Origin of the sequence: Nodularia sp. LEGE 04288, assembly GCF_963896525.1 — a bacterium.
Taxonomy (GTDB): domain Bacteria; phylum Cyanobacteriota; class Cyanobacteriia; order Cyanobacteriales; family Nostocaceae; genus Nodularia.
In genome coordinates this window covers 1-14,888 of the sequence record NZ_CAWQOY010000033.1, presented here as the reverse complement: position 1 = coordinate 14,888, position 14,888 = coordinate 1, and the positions used below count along the sequence as shown (strand labels likewise).

14 protein-coding genes, 1 rRNA gene and 1 pseudogene are annotated in these 14,888 nt (G+C 42.2%); 11 read left to right on the top strand and 5 right to left on the bottom strand.

Annotated features, from left to right (window positions below):
• Window positions 1-63 precede the first annotated feature (63 nt).
• The 4 genes from AACX33_RS02840 (at window position 64) to AACX33_RS02825 (ending at window position 3,711) form a co-directional block, all read left to right on the top strand.
• Entirely contained in the window at window positions 64-615 is a 552-nt protein-coding gene (locus tag AACX33_RS02840) for a pyridoxamine 5'-phosphate oxidase family protein (protein ID WP_193999062.1), read from the top strand.
• 56 nt (window positions 616-671) lie between these two features.
• Window positions 672-1,841, top strand: a complete 1,170-nt coding sequence (gene purT, locus AACX33_RS02835; RefSeq protein ID WP_193999064.1) for a formate-dependent phosphoribosylglycinamide formyltransferase — start codon at window positions 672-674, stop codon at window positions 1,839-1,841.
• Window positions 1,842-1,894: 53 nt separating this feature from the next.
• The gene (locus AACX33_RS02830) at window positions 1,895-2,368 is read left to right on the top strand and encodes a putative signal transducing protein (protein WP_193999066.1); all 474 of its coding nucleotides are present in this window, start codon (window positions 1,895-1,897) and stop codon (window positions 2,366-2,368) included.
• 212 nt (window positions 2,369-2,580) lie between these two features.
• A complete protein-coding gene (locus AACX33_RS02825; protein WP_193999068.1) occupies window positions 2,581-3,711 on the top strand; it encodes a DUF1176 domain-containing protein in 1,131 nt (376 codons plus the stop codon).
• A gap of 11 nt (window positions 3,712-3,722) precedes the next feature.
• On the opposite strand, the gene AACX33_RS02820 is transcribed toward AACX33_RS02825, so the two are convergent.
• Entirely contained in the window at window positions 3,723-4,223 is a 501-nt protein-coding gene (locus tag AACX33_RS02820; RefSeq protein ID WP_227788845.1) for a hypothetical protein, read from the bottom strand.
• Window positions 4,224-4,729: 506 nt separating this feature from the next.
• The gene (gene crtH / locus AACX33_RS02815) at window positions 4,730-6,241 is read right to left on the bottom strand and encodes a carotenoid isomerase (RefSeq protein WP_193999070.1); all 1,512 of its coding nucleotides are present in this window, start codon (window positions 6,239-6,241) and stop codon (window positions 4,730-4,732) included.
• 405 nt (window positions 6,242-6,646) lie between these two features.
• On the opposite strand from crtH, the gene upp reads away from it, so the two are divergent.
• From upp to AACX33_RS02800, 3 genes are all read left to right on the top strand, one after another.
• Window positions 6,647-7,297, top strand: coding sequence for a uracil phosphoribosyltransferase (gene upp / locus AACX33_RS02810; protein WP_193999073.1), 651 nt, complete (start codon window positions 6,647-6,649; stop codon window positions 7,295-7,297).
• 75 nt (window positions 7,298-7,372) lie between these two features.
• Window positions 7,373-7,726 carry a hypothetical protein gene (locus AACX33_RS02805; RefSeq protein WP_193999075.1) on the top strand — a complete coding sequence of 118 codons (354 nt, stop codon included), beginning with the start codon at window positions 7,373-7,375 and terminating at the stop codon, window positions 7,724-7,726.
• Window positions 7,727-7,853: 127 nt separating this feature from the next.
• Window positions 7,854-8,132 carry a YggT family protein gene (locus AACX33_RS02800; protein WP_193999077.1) on the top strand — a complete coding sequence of 93 codons (279 nt, stop codon included), beginning with the start codon at window positions 7,854-7,856 and terminating at the stop codon, window positions 8,130-8,132.
• Window positions 8,133-8,415: 283 nt separating this feature from the next.
• On the opposite strand, the gene AACX33_RS02795 is transcribed toward AACX33_RS02800, so the two are convergent.
• The gene (locus AACX33_RS02795) at window positions 8,416-8,874 is read right to left on the bottom strand and encodes a biotin carboxylase (RefSeq protein ID WP_193999128.1); all 459 of its coding nucleotides are present in this window, start codon (window positions 8,872-8,874) and stop codon (window positions 8,416-8,418) included.
• A gap of 177 nt (window positions 8,875-9,051) precedes the next feature.
• On the opposite strand from AACX33_RS02795, the gene AACX33_RS02790 reads away from it, so the two are divergent.
• The 3 genes from AACX33_RS02790 (at window position 9,052) to AACX33_RS02780 (ending at window position 13,656) form a co-directional block, all read left to right on the top strand.
• Complete coding sequence (locus tag AACX33_RS02790) at window positions 9,052-9,663, top strand: hypothetical protein (protein ID WP_193999079.1); 612 nt, start codon at window positions 9,052-9,054, stop codon at window positions 9,661-9,663.
• 163 nt (window positions 9,664-9,826) lie between these two features.
• Window positions 9,827-12,067, top strand: coding sequence for a PAS domain S-box protein (locus AACX33_RS02785; protein ID WP_193999081.1), 2,241 nt, complete (start codon window positions 9,827-9,829; stop codon window positions 12,065-12,067).
• 41 nt (window positions 12,068-12,108) lie between these two features.
• Window positions 12,109-13,656, top strand: a complete 1,548-nt coding sequence (locus AACX33_RS02780; RefSeq protein ID WP_227788844.1) for a hybrid sensor histidine kinase/response regulator — start codon at window positions 12,109-12,111, stop codon at window positions 13,654-13,656.
• On the opposite strand, the gene AACX33_RS02775 is transcribed toward AACX33_RS02780, so the two are convergent.
• Window positions 13,636-14,511 carry a shikimate dehydrogenase gene (locus AACX33_RS02775; RefSeq protein ID WP_193999085.1) on the bottom strand — a complete coding sequence of 292 codons (876 nt, stop codon included), beginning with the start codon at window positions 14,509-14,511 and terminating at the stop codon, window positions 13,636-13,638. The two genes, AACX33_RS02780 and AACX33_RS02775, sit on opposite strands and share 21 nt — an antisense overlap.
• 58 nt (window positions 14,512-14,569) lie before the next feature.
• On the opposite strand from AACX33_RS02775, the pseudogene AACX33_RS02770 reads away from it, so the two are divergent.
• Window positions 14,570-14,677 (top strand): annotated as a pseudogene (locus tag AACX33_RS02770) (alpha/beta fold hydrolase); the annotation flags it as partial.
• An 89-nt stretch (window positions 14,678-14,766) separates the two neighbouring features.
• Here the strand turns inward: AACX33_RS02770 and rrf are convergent.
• Window positions 14,767-14,884 (bottom strand): 5S ribosomal RNA (gene rrf / locus AACX33_RS02765).
• Between the last annotated feature and the right edge of the window lie 4 nt (window positions 14,885-14,888).

Genomic DNA, 14,888 nt, shown 5'->3' with positions numbered 1-14,888 from the left:
ATTATTTGTACTACAATCACTGGCAAACTGCTGTAGATATTTGTCCAATAATCTCAATAGTCTATGGCTAAAGTTTTTGACTGCATAACTGAAGAACTGCAAGGTTTTATTGCTAGCCAACACATTTTTTTTGTTGGTTCTGCACCTCTGAGTGCTACAGGTCACGTTAATCTGTCTCCGAAGGGGTTGGAATCTTTTCGCATCCTTTCGGATCATCAAGTAGCTTACCTGGATCTTACAGGTAGTGGTAACGAAACTTCGGCTCACTTGCAAGAAAATGGGCGAATCACTTTGATGTTTTGTGCCTTTGAGGAACCGCCGCGGATTCTGCGCCTCTATGGTCAGGGATATACAATTTTGCCAAGTCACCCTGACTGGAAGACTTTGTACTCTTTATTTCCGCAAATACCAGGAACTCGTCAAATTATTGTCGCTGATATTGAACGGGTGCAAACTTCTTGTGGTATGGGTGTCCCACTCTATGAATATCAAGGACAGAGACAGTCTTTAGTCAACTGGGCAAGTAAAAAAGGTGAAGAGGGCATCCAAGAATATCAACAGCAAAAGAATATAATTAGCATTGATGGTTTATCAACTCCACTGAATAAACCTTGAAAAAATCTATAAGTTTTTCATGACTATAAACATCTAAAATTAACTGGGATAAATTCATGAATAATTCAATTAAGCTACCCCAAAAATTAATGCTCTTGGGTTCAGGCGAACTCGGCAAGGAATTTGTAATAGCAGCTCAACGTCTGGGTAATTATGTCATTGCTGTTGACCGCTACGCTAATGCTCCTGCTATGCAGGTGGCTGATTGTTCTGAAGTGATTTCTATGCTGAGTGCTGATGAATTAGAAGCTGTTGTCCAAAAACACCAGCCTGATTTTATCATCCCAGAAATTGAAGCGATTAGAACAGAAAAGTTACTGGAGTTTGAACAACGCGGGATTACAGTTATCCCCACTGCGGCTGCAACTAACTATACAATGAATCGCGATAGAATCAGGGAATTAGCACATCAAGAATTAGGAATTAGAACTGCTAAATATGGTTATGCTTCTAGTTTAGAGGAATTGATTGCTGTTTCTGAGCAAATTGGTTTTCCCAATGTTGTGAAACCTGTGATGTCTTCTTCTGGCAAGGGTCAATCTGTTGTCCCAGTCCAGGGTAAGGTTGAGGAGGCTTGGAATTATGCGATCGCTAATTCTAGAGGTGATAGTCAAAGGGTAATTGTTGAAGAATTTATTAACTTTGAAATTGAAATAACTTTGCTCACCATTAAGCAGTGGAATGCACCGACAATTTTCTGCTCTCCCATTGGTCATCGTCAAGAAAGAGGCGATTATCAAGAATCTTGGCAACCCGCAGGTATTACTGAAGACAAAACATTAGAAGCTCAAGCAATAGCGACAAAGGTTACCGATGCTTTGGGGGGAGCCGGAATATTTGGTGTAGAGTTTTTCATCACTAAGGATGAAGTGATTTTTTCGGAACTTTCACCCCGACCACACGATACAGGAATGGTAACATTAATCTCGCAAAATCTCAATGAATTTGAATTACATTTACGAGCTATTTTAGGTTTACCAATTCCCCATATAGAACAGTTGGGTGCTTCAGCTAGTGCAGTAATTTTAGCTGCGGAAAAATCTGATGCGGTGGCTTTTACAGGTGTAGCAGAGGCTTTGTCCGTGACTAATGTAGATATCAAACTATTTGGCAAACCTAGCGCCCATCCTTATCGGCGTATGGGGGTGGCTTTGGCTAAGGGTGATCATATTTTGGAGGCGCGGGAGAAGGCTAAAAGGGCTGCTAATCAGGTGAAGATGATTTAATTTTTTTTTACGCAGAGGGGCGCGGAGGGTTTGGATGTATGGGGAATAATTTTGTGACTGTAGCTACTTTTACTAGTTCTCCGGAGGCGAATTTGGCGAAGCAGCGTCTTGAAGCTGAAGGTGTCAGGTGTTTTTTACTGAATGAGTCTACTGTAAATGTGGCATGGCATTTGAGTGTGGCTGTGGGCTGGATTAAATTACAAGTGGCTGAAGAAAATGTAGATTTTGCTAAGTCTATTTTGGTGTCGGAGTTAGATTATCAATCTGTTTCTGATGTAGGAATGGAACAGGATGATGATGATATTGAAATGCCGTCATGGGCAGATAAAACTGCTGATCGAGCTTTGATTACATCTGTGATCAGCCTAATTTTTGTTTTTTTGCCCATGCAAGTTTACTCGCTGTGGCTGCTGCTTTCTCTCTTGATTTCTCGTCAAAATATTAGTCCCAATAGACGCATCAAAGTGATTGTGGCTTTGGTTTTAGATTTACTCAGTTTGTTTATTTTGTGGAATATCCTATTTTGACAGTGTATGTAAAAACAGAAGCAACGTCCAATTTCAAATTGGTTGTGGAACTTTTCACCGGAATTGATAGGTCTTTTTTCCCAAGCCCCGATGACAGCAGTGTTCATGTATTTAAACTAGAACACAGATAAATCCGTACTTCAGCAGACTAGGAAACGCTAGAAGCTGAACTCAGTCTTCAGCATAACTATCAAAAATAGAGTTTACATCCCATGCATACCACTAAAGTAATTGTCTCGTTCACTGCCATTATTGCCTCTAGTCTCATGTCTTGTGCATCTATCACCGAGTCTAAATTATCTCAGTCTTTGCAAACACCCAACTCTAGTAATACTGAAGCTCAACAACCCCAGCCAGAGTTAACACCAGATAGCACATCTATGGTTTCTGACAAAAGTAGCCCCACATCAGAAACTATTTTGAATGAGGTAATTAGCCGTCAGAAAAGTTTGGAGGTTTGCAATTTTAATTTTGATGCAGAGGCAGCACGGGAATTTTCACAAGTCTATACTAATGACAAGGGTCAGCACTTAGTACAACTCCTTTGTGTTCAAGCTGCTTATCAGAATGCATTCACTTTTCTGCAAGTAGATACCACCCAGCCCGAACTTAAAATTAAGCCTCTAGAAATAGAAGTTGTGGGATTTCCGCAATTTGACCCCAAGACAAAGATTTTGTCTAACGCTTATAAATTTACTGGCGCAGGTATTTGTATCCAAGAAACTCAACACTATTGGAATGGTGACGGACTCAGGTTAGTTAGTTCTCAGCTAATCGAGCAAGGCCCTAATGGTTGTCAAGAAGCAGGCGGGCGATCGCCTTCAGCCGAGCAGCTCATCACTACAAAGAACGTCGGTGCTGCTAAACTGGGCATGAGTTTGGGAGAACTTAAACAAGTTTTAGGTGAGGGTGCAACATTTGCACCAACTCCTCTGGGGGTTGATGCAGGGGAAGGAATTAAGGTGACTCAGGATGGAAACTTGCAGTACCTGTTGGGTTTCGGAGAAGGAAAACAGCCCATCACAAATAACTCTCAAATTACCATGATTACGGTTGCGAACCCCAATTACACAACTACTGCTGGGGTAGGGCCAGGAACTCCACTTAAAGAAGCTATTGCAGCCTACGGACAGGCGACTTTATCCTACAACTTGAATAATGAAACACGAGAGTATATTAAATTTGAGCGGGGACTGGGTGCAGATAAAGGGGTATTGATCAGATCGAATCAGTGGACAATAACAGACTTTGCTGGAATCTATTCTGATCCCCAAAGTGAATTCAACGAAACCCAAAAGTACCAAGATCATGCAGCTATTGGTTCCATTACCATTAGACAATAAAAATTGGCAATTTAGCCCAGATAAGGGTATTGCGGCGGTTTGGTTTTCAACAATTCTGCCCAGTATTGTATGGCATTATGTTTGGTGGTTTCTGTGTCGCGGGCTTTGTGAACTCTGCCGATTTCCATCAAAAAATATGTCAGTTTAATAGCAGTAAGTAAGTTAATCAAACCCACCGCTTTAAAATTTTGTAAAAATAAGTGCATGATAATTTTTAGTTTTTGTCTGTGGCGAAAGTGCATCCACCATTTCATTTGATGTATGGCAATACTTGTTTGATAACCTAAGATAGTTTCTGCTTCAATCAATTTATCTTTAGCTTGATCATAGAACTGCATTTCTTGGTCAAAATCACCTGATTTTTCAGCTAAATCAGCATGATCAGCTAATTGATAAGCTTGCGTAATTAAACTGCCTGCCGTTTCTGCTTGCTGTTGAGTATAACCAAGTTTTCTATATATAGTAGCGGCGGCTGATGCCAATTCTGCAAACTTTTCAGCATCATTTGACACTCCCCGCGATAAATCGACGGGGATTCTTGGTTCAACGAAACCACTTAACCTAGAGTCCTTGCGTTATCTAGACCAGAGGTGGGATTCTCCCCAAGCGTTAATTTGGGTATGCCCTACCCTATTTGCATGAGTGCAAGTCCTGTTTTGTTTAAAACAATTTGATTTGTTTCAAAATTCTGAGTCGTGTTTCGACTTCGCTCAACACAAGTCTAGCCCCTATAAATCTTTTACCTACTGCTATGAGGAAACTAGAACAATGCAGTAGAACCGCATAGATTTAATTATCAAGGTTCAGTGCTTTGTCTTTCGACAGCTAGGTTTTTTAAGTGGTTGATTACCTTTCCACTACTATAAGTATAGCAGCATATTGGTACTGGTACACTAATGAATTGAAAGCCGTCGTTTTACGACGGGGAACCTCAAACCCAATTTTTCGGTAACCAATATATTTGTGCTTGTAGTTCCCCTAGTGTGGCTGCTAAACTTTTATTCATAAAACACCCCTACTATTTCAACCCTAAATCTACTGCTATGCGATGGGCGCAAGCAAAACCAGAAAAAGCCACGGCGTTTAACCCCTGACCAGGAAAGGTACTGTCCCCCACACAATAAAGTCCGGGAATGGCTGTGCGATTAAATGGCATACTCAATAATCCCCGTAACTTGCGCCGAGGAATTGGCCCATAAGTACCATCCTCACGCCCTAAAAAGCGTTGATGGGTGCGGGGTGTCCCTACTTCCAGATAATCTAAGCCAGCATCTAAACCCGGAAAAATCTGCTCTAGTCGGTCAATAATTTGCCCAGCTGCTGTTTCTTTCTTCGCCTCATACTCACTTGCAGACAGTCCTTGCCAATCATCAATCCAGTTGGGTGTAAAGGCATGAATGATATGATATCCCTCTGGTGCTAAATCTGGGTCAAGCAATGTGGGAATGGAAACGAAAAGTGTGCCTGCTGGTGCAGTCATTTGTTGCCAATCTTCCAGAATTATATGATGGCACTCTGTCCCACAAGGCAATACGGCTGCTGCTACTCCTATATGCAAACTCAGAAAACTTGGCGATTTTTGATAGCTTTGTTGCCACTTACTTTCATTATCTGGTATTTTCTCTACAGGTAATAATTTTGTAAAAGTATCCCAACGTGTAGCATTAGAGACTATGAATTTACTACGATAAAGTTTACCGTTAGCTAACTGCACACCGACGGCTTTACCCTGTTCTGTGATGATTTTGGTGACTCTGGCTTGGTACTCAATCTTACCTCCAGCTTTTTCTAGACCTTCTACCAATTTTTGGGCAATTTGTCCTACGCCGCCTTTGGGATAGTTAACTCCGCCATAGTGCCTATCGGAAAAGACCATCCCGGCATTAATCATGGGGGTCATGTCAGCAGTTACCACTGACCAGCAATAGCATTCTATATCAATAAATTTCAATAATTCCGGGTCTTTGATATAGCGTCGTGCTACATCCCCGACATTTTGGGGGAGATATTTGACTAAACCCAGACAGGCTAAAGGATGTTGTAAAAATGTCCGCAGTAAATACCGTGGTTCTTCTAGTGACAGCAAGTCCATGCTGTTGAGGCAATTAAATACTTTCCAACACTCGTCATAAAAGCGACGAATACCTGTTGCTTCATGGGGAAAATAAGCAATAAGATTTTGCAAGAATTTATCATAAACTCGCTCAACTTTTAAGTCTAATTGGTTGGGCAAGTGATAGTGAATCTGTACAGGATCAATTATTGTTTCTTGGCTGACGTTCACAGCGTCGAGAGCGCGGGTGAGTAAGTTGGTCGTACCTTTTTCGCCAAATCCAAAAATCATTGATGCCCCAACATCAAATCGATAACCCTGGCGTTCAAAATAGCCGGAACTACCTCCGGGAATTAAATAACTTTCTAGTACCAGCACTTGAGCGCCTTTGGCTGCTAGCTGGGTTGCTGTGACTAAACCGCCAATTCCAGAGCCAATTACAATGACATCAAATACAGGATTCAGGGATGGAGACATAGGGGCAGATGCTAAATAAAATTAACTAACTATTTAGTATTTTATATAACTTTTTATTCAATAATTTTATCCGTAATTTATTCTTTATATTCCTGGAAGTATGACTATATATTGAATTGATCTGTATTTAGCAGCCCAGATAATTGTGACAATTTAATTTGAGAGTTTTGAATAATAATTTTTCCATAAAAAGAGGGACAAGCCTGCAACTGCTGGCTAATCCCGTCTGCCGATCCTTAAAGAGAGGAGAACACTAATCACAATATAGCTGGGATTGAGAATATATGTCAACTATTAATGAAAATATCTTGCAACAATTTTGCTGGTGGTGATTTTAGCTGTCAGCAGTACGCCCGAAGGAGTATTATGAGGTTTCAGTTCTCATAAAATTGCCTATTTTCGGCTATGACACCACAACTGCGTGTTTATGTTCCTCCCCATCCCTTAATCAAGCACTGGCTGGCAGTTGCCCGTGATGCTGCTACACCTTCAATATTATTTCGTAGTGCCATCACTGAGTTGGGAAGATGGCTAACTTACGAAGCGGCGAGAGAGTGGTTACCAACTCTGGAAACAATGGTGCAGAGTCCCTTGGATTCCTGTCCAGCGACTTTAATTAACCCAGAAGTACCTGTGGCGGTTGTACCGATTCTGCGGGCGGGGCTAGGTTTATTAGAAGGGGCGCAATCTTTGCTGCCTTTGGCTTCAATTTACCATTTGGGCTTAGTCCGCAATGAAGAAACTCTGGAACCGTCGTGTTATTTGAATAAGTTACCGGAAAAATTTGACCCCCAAACGAGAGTTTTAATCACCGATCCGATGTTAGCAACGGGGGGGTCGATTATGTTCGCTATGGCAGAATTAATACAACGGGGGATTGACCCGGCGTTGACACGAATCGTTTGTGTTGTGGCTGCACCGCCAGCTTTACAAAAACTGAGTGCGGCATATCCTGGTTTAAATGTTTACACCGCCACGATTGATGAAATAGTCAATGATCAGGGATATATTGTACCGGGTTTAGGAGATGCAGGCGATCGCATCTTTGGCACATAAGCTAGTATGCAGCTAGGGAAGGAAAATAGCTGAACTAGAGATAAAAGTTGCAAGATTTCTTCAAGGCGGTAATGTATGAGTCAACGTGATGGTTTTGCTAGTGGCTTTTTAGCAGGGACGATTTTTGGGAGTATTGTTGGTGGTATTGTTGGGGCTGTGATTGTTTCTCGACAGAATGAGGAATTGACACCAGAAGAAGCCGAACTGACTAATGGCCAGACAGGGACGACGAAAAAAGTATCTCCCAAACGGCGACAGATGTACGCCTCCGAGAATGAGGCTATGGAAATTGAAACGGCTAGGCGATCGCTCGAAGATAAAATTGCCCAGCTGAATGCCACAATTGATGAAGTCAGACAGCAGCTGGGAAATGTCAACGGCAGTTCCACCCAGTCAGTCAATGACCGCTCTCTCACCCAAGACTCTTGAGAGTGGTTTATATTTAGCTTAGGTGCTAATAGTGGTGAATGCGGCAAACCGCACACTTCATGACATGGACTCAATTAAAATCAATAATAAGACCGTTTTTGACACTTAGCAGGAAACCAACATATCCATGAATTTACTGTTTACCACCTTGGCTACCTTCGTTCAGTTCTACAGCTATTTGCTAATTATTCGAGTTTTATTAACCTGGTTCCCCACAATCAACTGGTATAATCAGCCCTTTGCGGCTTTGGGACAGATAACCGATCCTTATCTCAATCTTTTCCGCTCAATTATTCCCCCATTGGGTGGTATGGATTTCTCTCCTATTTTAGCCTTCTTGGCACTGAATTTAGTTGGTGGCTTACTGAGAAGCCTCTCTGCACTTTCTTTTGTACAGGCTTTTTAGCGATCGCTTTAACTAAATATCGGCTTTTGTAGAGACGTTTGGGGTAAAATCGTCTCTACATTGCTTTATATGGGGAGTAGCGCCTAGACTTGAGAGCAATTGAACAGATAACAGAAATTTAAACCCTGTAGAGACTCTAGACAGTGGTCAAATTAACTCAAGTCCGGTTAATTAGTGATGTTTGCCCAAAAGGCTTACCCCCAAGAGGAGGAGAGACAAAGCATAGGAGTTTAATTCAGTAATTAAACGGACATGATATAATTTAAAGTCATGAACTACGAATTTACCTGCGAACTTGTCCGCTAAATCCCGAAGCTTTAAACTGCTTCAACTGCAAAGGTTCCGGTTGGTTGGCTGGAACAGAAATTCTCAATTCAAAATCACTCACACCCGGTGGAATTTCGGGAATAGAACCAAGACGAGTGCGGTTTTGCATGACTGGGTTATTGTTGGCATCATAGATGCGTCCAAATATATCTGCGTCATAAACCATTTTATAAGTGCCATTTTCTGCTTTACCTGTAACAATAAAACAATTAGCTGCCGCACTACCACTACTAATCACAGATCCTTCTGCCAGTTCTGCTGGACAATCCTGATAGGAAACATCAAATAGTTTGATCTGTGTCAGAGCTATAGACTCTGGAGTATACACCCATGACACAACTGCGAGTAAGCAGGAAATAAAGACGACAGTGATTAATTTTGCATACTGAGTGATGATTCGGGAAGCTGTTTGCATAACTAAAGTTGGCGAATTTAATAAAAATGCTATGTTGTGATTAATTTTCATATCTCAATGCGGTGGTAACAGAACTTAACTCAACTATGTCAACTGGATTTCATAACTGGGAGGTTGGAGAGTTTTATGGAACTATTGTAATAATTAGGTAAACATACCCTCAATTGCTATCAACTTATGACTCCAGATGAGATTGAAACAGCCTTGCAAACAGCCTTTAATAGTTGTAATGCAGCTAGCTGTCCTCTCACTGATATGCAGAAGCAGATATTACTGCGAGTGATCGAGCAAATTCAGGGAGACTCTAAATTGAAGATATCAGATTTAGCTAACCCCTTAGACGAACTTTCTGCGGAGGAATTGGCAGCGTTTTTACAGTTTGTCAAAACTAAGGAACAACAAAACCGCACTTGGAAGGTGCAATTACTCAATGATTGGCTACATGAAAACGATTCGGGAAATGTCCAATTTATTCGTCAACGCTACGGTTTACCGTGGCTAAATCGTGTAGAGTCATATCATTTTGAGAAGTATTCTCAGGTCGAGGATGCACTCAAGCTCAGAGTAGGCGATCGCATTGAAATTTCCAATGGACTATGGGAATGGGTACAAGACGATGGCCCCTGTAAACGTGAGTGGTTTTCTTGCATGGTACTACAAATTGATGAAATTCATGATGACGATGGTTTACCGATGAATTGTGTTGTTCGCCTCTACAACGGCTCTGAGTACGAAATTCAAGGTCTCTACCAATGGAATCGTTATAATTGGCGCTGGCCGCAAAAGTAAAGGGGATAGGCGCAACAATTGCCAAAGTTTGGCTAATTGGTTTTTGGTCGTTTCCGAAGCCAGAGTGTAATTGTGCAAATATTTATCCCAAATCGCCTTTGGTATTTATTCATGCTCGACAATGAAGGAGCTAGTACGAAAACTAACTCCGCAATAGCTACAAATGTCAGAATCGGACGCAGGGATTAAAGGATCACCAACCAACTTTCAGGAAATTCTCAATAGCGCGATCGCCGCAGGCGGGGCTTTGCCCATCGCTACTGCTATTGTTTGTTTTCGCGTCTTTCCTAATTATGATTGGATCTGTGATTACCAGTCTCCTGGTTGTGAAGCCATCTTTGGCTATACCGCACAGGAAATTATGCATAATCAAAATTTGTGGATGTTGGGAGTGCATCCCGAAGATCGAGAAACGGTGATTATGCCACTGTATGAATATGTCTTTGCTGAACGCACCGCAACTGTAGAATACCGATTTGCTCACAAAGATGGTTCCCAGCGATGGATATCAGCTACCTATACCTCCCGCTATGTTGAAGATGCACAATGCTGGATTGTCACCGGGACTAATTTCGACATCAGCAAACGCAAACAGATAGAAGAGTCACTGCGACAAAGTGAAGAACGCTTTCGGGCTATTTTCGATCTCACCTTTGAATTTGTAGGGCTACTGACACCCGAAGGTACTGTCTTGGAAGCCAATCAAACTGCGCTCAGTTTTGCTGGATTGCAACTCTCAGATGTAGTTAATCGGCCATTTTGGTCAGCCCGATGGTGGACAATTACTTCAGCAACTCAGGAACAGTTAAAAGCGGCGATCGCTCAAGCTGCTGGGGGCGAATTTGTCCGTTATCAGGTGGATGTCTTGGGAGTGGGAGACAACATCGCCACCATTGATTTTTCCCTCAAACCGATCAAAGATCACACAGGTAAAGTTGTGCTGTTGATTCCCGAAGGGCGGGATATTACCGAACAGCAAGCCGCACTGCGCGATCGCCAAAAAGCAGAAGTCGCCTTAGCTAAAAGTGAAGAAAAACTCCGACTCACCTTGGAATTGACCCATATCGGTAACTGGGACTGGAATATTCTCACCGGTGAAGTAATTTGGAACAAGAGCAATCATCGCTTATTAGGGTTAGAGCCAGAAACAACATTCGCCACATATGATCTATGGCACGATGCTATTCATCCAGAAGATGTAGAACGAGTTGAACAGGCTGTATTTAATGCACTAGCAGAACATCGCAACTGTGAAACTGAATATCGAGTCATTCATCCCGATGGCACAGTTCACTGGTTGAGTGATCGAGGGCGTGGGATTTATAACGCAGCTGGTGAACCTATCCGAATGCTGGGTATCATCATCGATATCAGCGATCGCAAACGTGCTGAACAGATGTTAGAACTGCAAGCAGTGATCATTCGCAACATGGCAGAAGGCATTTGTTTAGTTAGAGCCACCGATGGAGTCATTGTCTATGCCAACCCTAAATTCGAGCAGATGTTTGGTTATGAGTCGGGGAAATTAATAGATCAGCACGTGTCAATTGTCAACTATGAACATGAAAATTATACGGCTGAAGATGTTAATCAGAGAATTAGGGCTGCCGTCATCCAACATGGTGAAGCAACTTATGAAGTCCACAATGTCAAAAAAGATGGTACTCCGTTTTGGTGTCGTGCAACCACGTCGATTTTTGAGCATCCTGAATATGGCAAAGTTTTGGTTGCTATCCACCAAGACATCACTGAGCAAAAGCAAGCCGATGAAAAAATCAAAGCATCTTTGCACGAAAAAGAGGTATTACTCCAAGAAATTCACCATCGCGTCAAGAATAATTTAGGAATTGTCAGTGGTTTGCTGCAAATGCAGTGCAGACGTACACAAGACTCTCAAGCATCAGCAATCTTAAGAGATAGCCAAAACCGAATTGCTTCCATCTCCCTAGTGCATGAAAAACTATACCGTTCTGAAGCACTTGCCGACATTGATTTTTCTCAATATATTCCCGATTTAACAACTCATTTATTTGATTCCTATAATGTCAGTTCCCAGCGAATTAAACTAAATATTCAAGTGGATCATGCTATTTTGGATATCGAAACGGCAATTCCTTGTGGCTTGATCATTAATGAATTAGTTTCTAATGCTTTGAAATATGCTTTTCCTGATCATCGTCCAGGCGAAATCCAAGTCAGGTTTCATCAAGAAACCGGAAGGAATTTAACACTCATTCTGCGAGATAATGGTGTGGGCTTACCTAGAGAGTTCCAGAGCCAACAGGCGAAAACATTAGGAATGACTCTCGTTCAGGGGTTAGTTAAACAGCTCAGGGGAACTCTTCAGATTAACTGTCAGCAGGGAACAGAGTTCAAAATCACTTTTACAAACAACCGGACGTGAACATGATCAGCATCCCATCTCATAATCAGACAAGAAAAACAGTGAAAATTCTTGTTGTTGAAGATGAATATATCCTTGCTCTCAACTTACAAGAAACTCTAGAGTCCCTGAAATACACTGTAGTCGATATCGCCGATTCCGCAACCGCCGCAATTGCCAAAGCCAATGAACTGCGCCCAAACTTAATATTAATGGATATCCGCCTGCGCGGAGAACAAGATGGCATCCAGGCCGCAGAGCATATCTGGAACACTCTGCAAATTCCTGTAATTTACGTTACCGGACACTCTGATAAAAACACTGTAGAACGGGCTACTTTGACCTTTCCTTTTGGGTATATTCTCAAACCCATTAGAGAGCAAGAACTTTATGTTGCCATTCAAACAGCACTCAATCGTTATGAACGCGAGCAATTTTTAAGTTCTGTCCTGCGGGGGATGGGGGATGGGGTGATTGTTGTTGATCCTCAGTTGCATATCAAGTACATCAATCAAATCGCTGAAGCCCTAACCGGGTGGACATGGGATGAAGCTAAAAAACATTTATTAACCGAAGTTGTCAAACTCATTGATGAACAAACTCAACTACCCGCAGAAAATCCCATCATCTCTGCCCTCCAACAAGAAACTACGATCTATCTAGACAGTCTTGTCCTACTGATTGCTAAAGATGGTAGAAGAATTCCCATAGCTCATAGTGCTACACCTTTGAGAGACAATCACGGTGTCATTACAGGCGCTGTTTTAGTCTTTCGGGATGACACCCAACGCAGGCTCACCGAAGAACGCAATCTTGCCGATGAACGTGCCATCCAACTAGGGATTCAACTGGTAGAAATGCAAAAATTAAACCAGTTGAAAGAGGATTTTCTCGCCTCCACATCTCACGAAATGCGAACGCCATTGTCAAACATCAAAATGGCTATCTGTATGTTAGAACATATTCTGGATCAATCAGGAGTTTTGCAGTCAGTACCGCAGCCGACATCCTGGTCGATCAACCGTTATTTAGATATCCTGCGTGAGCAGTGCGAACAAGAGCTAGACTTGGTTGACGATTTGCTCTATATGCGGATGATTGATGCAGATATTTATCCCTTGGAATTAACTTATATTCAAATCCAAAGCTGGCTACCTCACGTTACCGAAGCTTTTCAAGAACGCTCTGGAAATAGTCAACAGACTTTACAAGTTAGCGTTTCTCCAAATTTACCGCTGGTGGTGTCAGATTTGTCTCTCCTGACGCGGGTTGTCTCAGAGTTACTCAACAATGCTTACAAATATACTCCTCCGCAGGAAAAGATTACAGTCAATGCCCAACTCGTGACAAATTCAGATGCTGAAATGCCGTTATTTGAAATCACAGTCAGCAATTCTGGTGTTAAAATCCCCATAGAAGAACAATCTCGGATTTTTGAAGTATTTTACCGGATTCCGCAAAGCGATCGCTGGCAACATGGCGGCACAGGATTGGGTTTAGCATTGGTGAAAAAGTTAGTGCAGTATCTCCAAGGGAAAATTACAGTCACCAACACTGAAGTTGGAACAAGGTTTATTGTGCAATTACCTTTAACCCAAATGTTGTCGTAGTGCTTGGCGCATCACATCCACAGGTACAGTTTCCCGTTGTAACCAGATTTTTAAAGCGGCTACACCTTGTTGAACGAGCATTTCTAAGCCATCGATCGCAATTAACCCTTGCCTTTGAGCTTGTTGGAGAAATTGTGTCGGGTTAGGAGTATAGATTAAATCGTAGGCGATCGCACCTGGGGATAATTTTTGCATATCTTCTACATTCACCGGAGACTGATTCACCTGGGGATACATACCTACAGGTGTGGTATTAACTAGCAAGTTGGCATGGGGAATAATTTGTGCTAAATCATCCCAGAGATGAACTTGTAATTTTTCTGATAGCGGTGAATTTCCCCAACTATTGCCGAATGCTGCTAATTTCTGCATATTGCGCCCTACAACATGAATTTGGGCAAACCCTAGCTGCTGACAACCTGCTACAACCGCCCTCGCTGCGCCACCATGCCCTAAAATTACCGCTATTTTTTGACTCCAGTCCTGCTGATATGTTGTCTGCAAGGGAGCCATAAATCCTTCTATATCTGTGTTTGTCCCTACCCATTGATGATTTTGGCGGCTAACGGTATTGACTGCGCCTATGGCTCGTGCCGTGGGGCTAATTTCTGATAACAATGGCATAATTGCCTGTTTGTGAGGAATAGTAACGCTAAAACCCACAACGTTGATCGCAGCCAATCCGGCGATCGCTATCTCTAAATTCTCTGGTTTAATCGGAAAAGGTAGATAAATATAGTCTAATCCTAATTGAGCTAACGCGGCATTATGCATCAATGGCGATAACGAATGTGCCACTGGATGCCCAATTACGCCCAAAAGTTGAGTTTTACCTGTAATTAATAATTTAGTCATTGGACTGCTAGCGGATAGAATTACAATTATTAAAAGTCACTTAATATTTCTTTATATCATGCAAGTAACCACAGTTGCCTCCACCACTCCAATTCCTGGACAATATTGGCAGTGGCGAGGTCACAATATCTACTACGTCCATGCGGGAGGACAACAACCCCAACGTCTTTGAGCAAGAAGCCTGGAAAAAAATAGCAAGATAAAACGAAAACCCCCTAGCAATGATGAGAGCTAAGGGGGTTCGTAGAAAGATAAACCTGGCATCGAGCTATTTTTGCGTAGGGCTACCCCTAGACTATCGTCGCCGCAGCAGCGTTTCACCTCTGAGTTCGGGAAGGGATCAGTGTGGTTCCACCGCGCAATAGACACCAGGAAAA